The organism is Xanthobacter sp. BG11Y11_SDJG (assembly GCF_057364445.1).
Genome location: NZ_JBNFNU010000155.1, coordinates 1 through 9,158 on the forward strand (window position 1 = coordinate 1; position 9,158 = coordinate 9,158).

The following is a 9,158-nucleotide window of genomic DNA, read 5'->3' on the forward strand; positions in this document are numbered from 1 at the left end:
CGCGAGCCCGCCAATATCGAAGAAGGGGCACGCCGTCGACGCCGGCCGCCTGCTGCGCCCGCTCGATCGCGCGCACCTCGCCGGCCCCTTCGTCGCCGGACAGGAAGACCGCCACGCGGGCCCGGTCGAGCCCCTGGTCGGCGGCGATGTCGGCGAGCACCTGCGCATCGCCGATGTCGCGGCCCTGCTCGAAATAGGCGGCGAACAGCGCGCCTGCCAATTGGCTCGCCACGTCATGGTGGGCGGCGAGCCGCATCAGCCGGTGGGCGAGGAAGGTGTTGGGAGTCCGGAGGATCCTGTCATATGCGAAGGCGATGCCGTCGCCCTGCGCCGCCTCGATGGTCCGCGCGTCGAGGATGCGGCCGCGCTCCACGCTGCCGAACTTCAGGGCGCGGTAGGTGGGCCGGTCCATGCCCTCGGCGGGCATGGCGGGATTGAGCTCGAACGGCAGCCATTCGACGGTGACGTCGATCTCCCCCTCGAGCGCGCCGATGGCCCGAGCGAGCCGGCGCTCGCCGATCAGGCACCAGGGGCAGACGAAATCCGAAGTCACCTTGACCGTCACGCCCATGGGTCCCTCCTCGCCGTCCTGCGATCCGCGGACCTGCATCATAGCCGCCCGCGGCGTGCGGCGCGCGCCGGCCGGTGTTCTTGTCGCGACGGCGCCATCGGGTGCGGGCCGACGTTGGGACGACCGTTCCTACCGCCCCGCGGAGACATCCCGGCGGATGTGGGCGGCGAGGTGGTCAGCAGCGGGCGAGCCGCCGGGATGGCGCTGCCACAGGATGAGGTCGACGCTCTCCAGCGGCGGCAGTCCGCCAGAGGGCGGCAGCGCCACGAGGCCGGGCGTGCGCACCGACTGGGCGAGAACGCAGACCGCCGCGTCGGCGAGCGCCATGGCCTGGAGGCCGGCGATGCTCTCCGAGATGCAGGCGATGCGCCAGCGCCGGCCGACGCGGTCGAGCGCGGCGAGGGCGAAATCGCGATAGAGGTTGCCGTCCGGCAGCATGGCGAGCGGCAGCGGATCGCCCCGGTGTGCCGCCCCGCCCTCGGCCCCGAGCCAGACCAGCGCCTCCGGCCGCAGCACCGTGCCGATGCCCACCCGCGGCGCCACCCCCGGCATGCGGGTGGCGATGGCGAGGTCCACCAGCCCGTCGGACATGTCCTCGGCGAGCTGGCGCGAGAGCGCGCAGCGCACCGTCACCTCCACCGCCGGATAGCTGGCGCGGAAGCGCGCCAGCGTCTCCGGCAGCAGGAAGGCGGCGTAGAGGTCTGGGCAGCCGAGCGTCACGCGCCCCTCCACCTCGTCGGCGGCGAGGCGCAGGCGCGCCTCCTCGTCGAGCCGCAGCATGGTGCGGGCGTGCGGCAGCAGCATCTCGCCATGGCGCGACAGGCGCAGGTGCCGCAGGTCCGCCTCGAACAGGGGAAAGCCCGCCGCCTCCTCCAGGCGCCTGATTTGCAGGCTGATGGCGGGCTGGGTGCGGTTCAGCCGCCGCGCGACCTTGGTGACGCTCTTCTCCTCCACCAGGAGCACGAAGGTGCGCAGCAGGCCGATCTCCAGGCTTCTCGACATGGACTGATAAATAAAATTACGCTTTGTGCAAAGCAATATAAATTTGATTTCATGACTGATCCTCGATCTAATTTGGAATACGGACAGATCATCTGTTCATTTCTTCATCAAACTCTTCGGATTTGATGCATATCAAAAAGGCGCCCTGCCCACGGAAGAGGCATTTCCGAGGCATCGCCGCGGGAGATGTGCCGCCTTGGAACCCTTCCTCGATGTCCGTGGACTGACCCGGCGCTATGGCGGTGTCGCCGCCCTCGACGATTGCAGCGTCGACCTTGCGCGCGGTGAGGTGACAGGCCTCATCGGCCCCAACGGCGCGGGCAAGACCACCCTGCTCAACGCCTTGACCGGCCTCGCCAAGCCCGATGCCGGCACCGTCCTCTTCGAGGGCGAGGACGTGACCGGCCTTGCCGCCCACCGCATGGCGGCCAAGGGCGTGGTGCGCTCGTTCCAGATCGTGCGCGAACTCGGCAGCCTCTCCGTGTTCGAGACCCTGCTCATCGCCCCGCCCCACCAGGCGGGCGAGACGCTCACCGGCGCGCTCCTGGCGCGGCCGAAATGGTGGGCGCAAGAGCGCGCCAACGCCGCCGAGGCCCGGCGCCTCTTGGAGCGCGTCGGCCTCGTCAAGCTCGCCGACCAGCCTTCCGGCCTGCTCTCCGGCGGCCAGAAGAAGCTCTTGGAGGTGGCGCGCGCGCTGCTGATGCAGCCCAAACTCATCCTGCTCGACGAGCCGGGCGCCGGCGTCTCGCCGCCGCTGCGGGAGGAGATCATCCGCCTTGTGCGCGAGCTGAAGGCGGAGGGCCTCTCCTTCGGCATCGTCGAGCACGACATGCACCTGGTCGAAGAGGTGTGCGACCGGGTGCACGTGCTGGCGCAGGGCCGCGCGCTCGTCTCCGGCACCTTCGCCGAGGCCACCGCCGACCCGCGCGTCGTCGACGCCTATCTCGGGGTCGCCGCATGAACGCGCACGCCGCCGCCCCGCCGCCCGCTCCCGCCCTCGACGATCCGCGCGACCACGCGCTCGCGGTCGCTGGCCTGCGCGCCGGCTACGGCCGCGGCGGCGACATCGTCTGCGGCATCGACATGATCCAGAGGCCGGAGACCATCGTCACCGTCATCGGCCCGAACGGCTCCGGCAAGTCGTCCTTCATCAAGATCCTGGCGGGCCTGCTGCCCGCCCGGGCCGGCCGCATCGAGGTCACCGGGCGCGACATCACCGCCCTCTCGCCGGCCCGGCGCGTGGCGGCGGGGCTCGCTTACGTGCCGCAGGAGGCGAACGTGTTCGCCTCCCTCACCATCGCCGAGAACCTGAAGCTCGCCACCGAGTTCATCCGCGGCCGCGCCGGCGTCGGGCCGGGCCAGCGCGAGCGGGTGCTCGGGCTCTTCCCCGAGCTCGGCCAGCGGCCGAAGACGCTCGCCGGCAACCTCTCCGGCGGCCAGCGGCAGATGCTGGCCTTCGCCTGCGCCCTGCTGGCCAACCCGGAAGTGCTGCTGCTGGACGAGCCCTCCGCCGGCCTCTCGCCGAAGATCGTCGGCGAGACCATGGAGGCGGTGGTGCGGGTGCGCGAGGCCGGGGTCACCGTCCTCCTCGTCGAGCAGAACGTCGCCGCCGCGCTCGCCATCGCCGACGAGGTGGTGGTGCTGGTGGCCGGCCGCCTCAGCCTGCGCGCCAAGGCGGGCGACGTGAAGCAGGCGGACCTCGCCGGCCTGTTCTTCGGCAAGGAGGCCTGAGATGGTCGCGCAGCTCTTCCTCAACGGCCTCGTCACCGGCCTGCTGCTCGCGCTGCCGGCGCTGGCGCTGACCCTGATCTTCGGCATCATGCGCTTCGCCAACTTCGCGGTGGGCGCGCTCCTCACCCTCGGCGCCTATGCCGGCTATCTCGCCAACGTGACCTTCGGCCTGCCGCTCTCCATGGCCGCCGCCTTCGCGGCGCTGGTGGTGGGGCTCGCCTGCGTCCTCACCGACGAACTGGTGTTCGAGCGCCTGCGCGAGCGCGGCTCCATCACGCTCCTGGTCGCCTCCATGGGCGTGTCGCTGGTGATCGAGAACATCTGCCGCTTCGCCTTCGGCAACGCGGCGCGCAGCTTCGACCTCGCGGTGGCGCGGCCGATCCGCTGGAACGGCATCCGCATCAATTACGAGCAGATGACCACGGCGGGCGTGGTGATCGTCGCGCTCCTCCTGTTCCATCTGCTGCTCACCGCCTCGCCGCTCGGGCGCGCCATGCGGGCGGTGGCGGACAATCCTTCGCTCGCGGCGGTGCGCGGGGTGGAGCGGCGCACGGTGGCGCGCATCACCTGGATGCTCACCGGCGCGCTGATCGGCATCGCCGGCGTGCTGGCCGGGCTCGACCGCGCCATCGATCCGCTGATGGGCTGGAACTACCAGATCCCGATCTTCGCCGCCGCCATCCTGGGCGGGCTGGGCAGCCCCATGGGCGCGGTGGCGGGGGCGCTGCTGATCGGCATCGCCGAGGAGGTGTCCACCCTCGTCCTGCCGCCCAGCTACCGGCAGATCGTCAGCTTCAGCGTGATCCTGCTGCTGCTCCTGTTCCGCACCAACGGCCTGTTCGGTGCCAAGGCCGTGCGCAAGTGAGGGCGCGCCCATGATCTCCTATCTCGTCACGGTCGTCATCTTCGTCGCCATCGCGGCGCTGGTGGGCCTCGCGCTCAATTTGCAATGGGGCCTTGCGGGCCTCGTGAACTTCGGCGTCTCCGGCTTCGTCGCGCTCGGCGCCTATGCGGTCGCCATCACCGGCCCGCACGTGGGATGGCTCGCCGCCATGGCGTTCGCCGCGCTGCTGTGCGCCGGCCTCTCCATGCTGCTGTCGCTGCTCACCATCCGGCTGGAGGAGAATTACCTCGCCATCGTCACCATCGGCTTCGGCGAGATCGTGCGCATCCTGCTGCTGAACGAGGGCTGGCTCACCGGCGGCGCGCTCGGCATCTCCGGCATTCCGCGCCCGTTCGCCGGCATGACCCCGGCCGGCTGGGGCGACGGGGTGATCCTGGTGTTCGCCGTGGTGCTGGTGGCGGCAGCGTTCGCCTTCAGCGAGGCGCTGGTGCGCTCGCCCTTCGGCCGCGTCCTGCGCGCGGTGCGCGACGACCCCACCGTCACCGCCGCGCTCGGCAAGCCGGTGCTGGCGCTGCGCGTGCGTGCCTTCGCGGTGGGCGGGGCGATCATGGGGCTCGCCGGGGCGCTGCACGCCTTCTTCCTCACCTATATCGACCCCTCGCAGTTCACGCCCATCATCACCGCCTATGCCTTCATGGCGGTGATCGCCGGCGGCCGCGGCTCGAACCTCGGCCTGATCCTCGGCGCCGGCTCGATCATGCTGATCCTGGAGGCGACGCGCTTCCTGAAGGACCTGGTCCCCTGGATCGACGGCGTGCAGCTCTCGGCGCTGCGGCTCGGCCTGATCGGGGTGGGCATCGTGCTCATGCTGATCCTGCGCCCGCAGGGCCTCGTGGCGGAGCCGAAGCGCCGCTACGGCGAGTTCTTCCCGAAGGACCCGGCCGCCCGTGCGCCCAACGGCGCCCTCGCCGAGGGAGGCAAGGCCTGATGCCCCGCGTCGCCCCCTCACCGCGGCCGACCTGCCGCCCGCAAGCGCTCACGTGTTCGAGGCCTTCGCCGGCGGCTATGCGGACTTCCGCGACCAAGCGGCGGTGCTGGCCCACGTGCCGCCCGCCCTCGACCACCTCTACCGCATGCTGATGGAGCTTCGGGCGCGGGAAGGCGTGCCGTTCCGCTACATCGAGCTGGCGGTGGTCACCGTCTCCAAGCTCAATGCCTGCCCCTATTGCGTCTCCCACCACACGCCTCTGCTGGCGGTGGAAGGCATCCCGGCGGAGGCGGTGGCGGCGCTGCCGTCGAGCGACCATCCTGCCTTCGACGCCGCCGACCGGGCGGTGATCGACTATGCCGGCCTCGTCACGACGCGCGCCTGGGGCATCCGCGATGGCGTGTTCGAGCGCCTGCGGGCCCACTTCACCGAGAGCCAGATCGTCGAGCTGACGCTGCGCAGCGCGCTCGCCGGCTTCTTCAACCGCTTCAACGACGCGCTCCAGATCGACGACGGCGCGGCCGAAGCCCTGCTCCATCTCCACCCGACACAAGACCAACCATCCAGAGGAGAACAGCCGTGAGCCCGAAATTCTCGCCCTCCCGCCGCCAGGCTGATGGCCGGCCTTGCCGCCCTGCCCGCCGCCGCTTTGCTGCGCACCCCCGCCGCCGCGCAGGCGGCCGAGGTGCCGCTCGGCATGGTGCTGCCCTTCTCCGGCGCCACCGGCCCCTACGGCCCGGACATGAAGAAGGCCGCCGAACTGGTGGTGAAGCAGGTGAACGATGCCGGCGGCATCCTCGGCGGGCGCAAGCTCAAGCTGTTCATCGAGGATTCCGAGACCAACCCCACCGTCGGCGTCACCGGCACCAAGAAGCTCTTGGAGGTGAACAAGGTGGAGCTGGTGGGCGGCTTCTGGGGCAGCCCGATCGCGCTCGCGGCCAAGCCCATCATCCTCGCCGCCGACAAGGTGCAGATGGTCTCCTGCGCCGCCAACGCGGTCACCGACGGCGACAACAAGGGCATGGTGTTCCGCTTCCAGGCGAAGAGCACCTCCTGGGGTCCCGCCGGCGCCAAGGTGATGAAGGACGTCGGCGCCAAGAACGTGGTGGTGCTGGCGCAGCAGAACCCGTTCGTGGTGGCGATGATCGAGCCCTTCAAGGCGGAGATGGAGAAGCTCGGCGGCAAGGTCTCGCAGGTGGTGATGTACAACCCCGACCAGCCGTCCTACCGCTCCGAGGTCGAGAAGGCGTTCGGCGCCGACCCCGACGCGGTGTTCTGCCTGTCGCTGCTGACCGACTTCGTCTCCATCGCCAAGGAGGTCTATCGCGGCGGCTTCAAGTCGAAGATCGTCTCGCTCTCCATCGGCGCCGACGCGGAGGGCAAGTTCCTCCAGGCGGTGGGGCCGGAAGTGGCGAACGGCATCTACCACATCCAGCCCGCCCCGCCGCTGGACTCGCCCGCCTACAAGAAGTTCGTGAAGGAGATGGGGGCGCCGGCCGGCACGGTGTTCCTGTTCGCCGGCAACGCCCACGACCAGATCTGCGCCACCGCGCTCGCCATGGAGCACGCCAAGTCCTCCGAGGCAAAGGTGTGGGCGAAGTCGGTGTTCGAGGTCTGCAACCCGCCCGGCGAGGAGGTGGACGACGTGGTGAAGGGCCTGGAGATGATCCGCGCCGGCAAGAAGATCAAGTTCGTCGGCGCCGGCGCCAGCTGCGACTTCGACGCCAAGGGCGACCAGATCAACCGCTCCTTCCTGGTCCAGGTGGTCAAGAACGGGAAGAACGAGATGGTGGGCGTCATCACCTGACCGGCTGACGTCCGCAAGACAGCCGCCATCCCCCGGCTTGTCCGGGGGATCCACTGCGCAACCGGGCCGGCCCTTTGGCTTCCGGGAGCAGGATGAGCGGCTCCGTGGATGCCCCGGACAGACCGGGGCCTGACGAGCGAAACAGCGATTGTTCACACCGGCACGCGCGGTCCCCTGCGCGTGAACCGACAAGCCTTGCCCACACCGGGACAAGGGAGGACGAGCCATGCCCAAACACATGCATCTGTGCGGATTTCTGATCGCCGGCCCGGTGGTGCACAGCCACGCCATCTGGCGCAACCCGAAGCACGAGACGCCGTTCCTGAGCCTTGCCCACTATGCCCGCATCGCCCAGCTGCTGGAGCAGGGATGCTTCGACTTCCTGTTCTTCGCCGACCGCCTCGCCATCGCCGACCGCTATGCCGACAGCCATGTGGCCGGCATCCGCCACGGCGACCAGGATTCCACCCGCATGGACCCGCTGCCGATCTTGGGCGCCATGGCGGCGGTGACGCGGCATATCGGCCTCGGCGGCACGCGCTCCACCACCTATGACGCGCCCTACAACATCGCCCGCGAGTTCGCGACGCTCGACCACATCTCCGGCGGGCGCGCGGCGTGGAACGTCGTCACCTCCATGAATGACGGCGAGGCGCTGAACTACGGCTCGGTGCCCCATCTCGGCCACGACGAGCGCTACGACCGCGCCGACGAGTTCATGGAGCTCGCCTTCAAGCTTTGGGACAGCTGGGACGAGGACGCGCTGATCCTCGACCGCGCCGCCGGCCTCTATGCCGACCCGGACAAGGTGCATTACGTGAAGCACGAGGGCCGCTGGTTCCAGTCGCGCGGGCCGCTCAACATCCCGAGGAGCCCGCAGGGTCGGCCGGTGATCGTGCAGGCGGGCTCGTCGGGGCGCGGCAAGCGCTTCGCGGCGCGCTGGTCCGACATCATCTTCGCGCTCCAGCCCAATATCGAGCGCATGAAGGTGTTCAAGACCGACGTGGACGCCGCCCTCGCCGACGCCGGCCGGCCCGGCGGCAGCAAGGTGCTGATGGCGGTGATGCCCTTCATCGGCGCCACCCGCGCCGAGGCGAACGAACTGCTGGCGCTGCACGACAGCCTCGCCGATCCGGTGGCCGGGCTCTCGACGCTCGCCGCCCACGCCAACACGGACTTCTCCGGCCTGCCCATGGACGCGACGGTGAACGAGATCGCCGCCACCGGCAGCCAGGGCAACATCGCCGCCCTGCGCTCGATCACGCCGGATGGCTCCATGACCATCGCCGAGGCGGGCGGCGTCTATGCGCGCGGCGTCATGTGCCCGCGCCTCGTGGGCACGGCCGAGGACGTGGCGGAGGAGCTGATCGCCATCATCGACAGCGGCGCGGCGGACGGCTTCGTGGTCTCGCCCGCCTTCCTGCCGGACACGTTCGAGAGCTTCGTCAGCGCGGTGGTGCCGATCCTCCAGGCGCGCGGCTACCTGCGCGCGGGCTATGCCGGCGGCATGCTGCGCGACATGGTGAAGGAGGGCGCGCGATGAGCGCCGCCGCGCGGCCGTTCGCGCTGCACCCTCCGGCGGTGGACGCGGCCGCCTTCAAGGCCGGCATGCGGGCGCTGGCGGCGGGGGTGACGGTGATCACCTCCTGCGCCGACGGGCGGCTCAACGGCATGACCGCCACCGCCGTGTGCAGCGTCAGCGCCAGCCCGCCGCGGCTCCTGGCGGTGGTGAACCGGGAGACCGCGTCGCACGGCCTGATCGAGCGGGGCGGCGCATTCGCGGTGAACATCCTGGCGCACGACCAGGACCACGTCGCCGCGCGCTTCGCGCAGCGCATGGAGCGCCCGTTCGAGGGGCTGGCCTTCGCGCAGGGAGAGACCGGATGCCCGCTGCTGGCCGAGGCGGCGGCGAGCCTGGATTGCCGGCTTCACGAGCGCCACGACGCCGGCACCCACACCATCTTCATCGGCGAGGTGGTCGAGGTGCGCACGGCGGACGCCGAGCCGCTGCTCTATTTCAGCGGCGCCTACCGCCGGCTCGCCCCGCATGTCCATGGCTGAGGCGGCGCCGCGCCGCCTCCCCGGACCTGCCGCCTCAGTAGCAGGGCGGATAGGGATAGTAGCCGCAATAGGGGCGGATAGGCGTGCGGCACCGAGGCCGCCGCCGCGGCCGCCGTCCCGAGACGTAGACCCTGGACTGGAGATCGCTTGGACG

The 9,158-nt window shown here is 70.5% G+C and carries 10 protein-coding genes; 8 read left to right on the top strand and 2 right to left on the bottom strand.

What is annotated here, in order from left to right; all coding sequences use genetic code 11:
* On the bottom strand, positions 1-571 hold a 571-nt coding region (locus AC2W7M_RS13705; RefSeq protein WP_486132828.1), incomplete at its 3' end, for a DsbA family oxidoreductase.
* Positions 572-700: 129 nt separating this feature from the next.
* A complete protein-coding gene (locus tag AC2W7M_RS13710; protein WP_486132829.1) occupies positions 701-1,573 on the bottom strand; it encodes a LysR substrate-binding domain-containing protein in 873 nt (290 codons plus the stop codon).
* A gap of 196 nt (positions 1,574-1,769) precedes the next feature.
* Here AC2W7M_RS13710 and AC2W7M_RS13715 point away from each other — a divergent pair, with 196 nt between their 5' ends.
* From AC2W7M_RS13715 to AC2W7M_RS13750, 8 genes are all read left to right on the top strand, one after another.
* Positions 1,770-2,534 (top strand): ABC transporter ATP-binding protein, encoded by a 765-nt coding sequence (locus tag AC2W7M_RS13715; protein WP_486132830.1) that lies wholly within the window; start codon positions 1,770-1,772, stop codon positions 2,532-2,534.
* A complete protein-coding gene (locus AC2W7M_RS13720; RefSeq protein ID WP_486132831.1) occupies positions 2,531-3,304 on the top strand; it encodes a branched-chain amino acid ABC transporter ATP-binding protein in 774 nt (257 codons plus the stop codon). Before AC2W7M_RS13715 ends, AC2W7M_RS13720 begins: the two co-directional genes overlap by 4 nt.
* Position 3,305: 1 nt before the next feature.
* Positions 3,306-4,169: a branched-chain amino acid ABC transporter permease gene (locus AC2W7M_RS13725; protein ID WP_486132832.1), complete on the top strand. Its 864-nt coding sequence runs from the start codon at positions 3,306-3,308 to the stop codon at positions 4,167-4,169.
* Positions 4,170-4,179: 10 nt separating this feature from the next.
* Complete coding sequence (locus AC2W7M_RS13730) at positions 4,180-5,136, top strand: branched-chain amino acid ABC transporter permease (protein WP_486132833.1); 957 nt, start codon at positions 4,180-4,182, stop codon at positions 5,134-5,136.
* 52 nt (positions 5,137-5,188) lie between these two features.
* The gene (locus tag AC2W7M_RS13735) at positions 5,189-5,719 is read left to right on the top strand and encodes a carboxymuconolactone decarboxylase family protein (protein WP_486132834.1); all 531 of its coding nucleotides are present in this window, start codon (positions 5,189-5,191) and stop codon (positions 5,717-5,719) included.
* Between the two features lie 33 nt (positions 5,720-5,752).
* Positions 5,753-6,943 carry an ABC transporter substrate-binding protein gene (locus AC2W7M_RS13740; RefSeq protein WP_486132835.1) on the top strand — a complete coding sequence of 397 codons (1,191 nt, stop codon included), beginning with the start codon at positions 5,753-5,755 and terminating at the stop codon, positions 6,941-6,943.
* Between the two features lie 226 nt (positions 6,944-7,169).
* Positions 7,170-8,486 (top strand): LLM class flavin-dependent oxidoreductase, encoded by a 1,317-nt coding sequence (locus AC2W7M_RS13745; protein WP_486132836.1) that lies wholly within the window; start codon positions 7,170-7,172, stop codon positions 8,484-8,486.
* Complete coding sequence (locus AC2W7M_RS13750; RefSeq protein WP_486132837.1) at positions 8,483-9,004, top strand: flavin reductase family protein; 522 nt, start codon at positions 8,483-8,485, stop codon at positions 9,002-9,004. The genes AC2W7M_RS13745 and AC2W7M_RS13750 overlap by 4 nt, the downstream gene beginning before the upstream one ends.
* The last annotated feature ends 154 nt before the right edge of the window (positions 9,005-9,158 follow it).

Excerpts from the sequence above, each read along its gene's own strand:
- AC2W7M_RS13720 (WP_486132831.1), top strand. The coding sequence starts at position 2,531 with ATGAACGCGCACGCCGCCGCCCCGCCGCCCGCTCCCGCCCTCGACGAT.
- AC2W7M_RS13725 (WP_486132832.1), top strand. The coding sequence starts at position 3,306 with ATGGTCGCGCAGCTCTTCCTCAACGGCCTCGTCACCGGCCTGCTGCTC.
- AC2W7M_RS13710 (WP_486132829.1), bottom strand. The coding sequence starts at position 1,573 with ATGTCGAGAAGCCTGGAGATCGGCCTGCTGCGCACCTTCGTGCTCCTG.
- AC2W7M_RS13750 (WP_486132837.1), top strand. The coding sequence starts at position 8,483 with ATGAGCGCCGCCGCGCGGCCGTTCGCGCTGCACCCTCCGGCGGTGGAC.
- AC2W7M_RS13740 (WP_486132835.1), top strand. The coding sequence starts at position 5,753 with ATGGCCGGCCTTGCCGCCCTGCCCGCCGCCGCTTTGCTGCGCACCCCC.
- AC2W7M_RS13730 (WP_486132833.1), top strand. The coding sequence starts at position 4,180 with ATGATCTCCTATCTCGTCACGGTCGTCATCTTCGTCGCCATCGCGGCG.
- AC2W7M_RS13745 (WP_486132836.1), top strand. The coding sequence starts at position 7,170 with ATGCCCAAACACATGCATCTGTGCGGATTTCTGATCGCCGGCCCGGTG.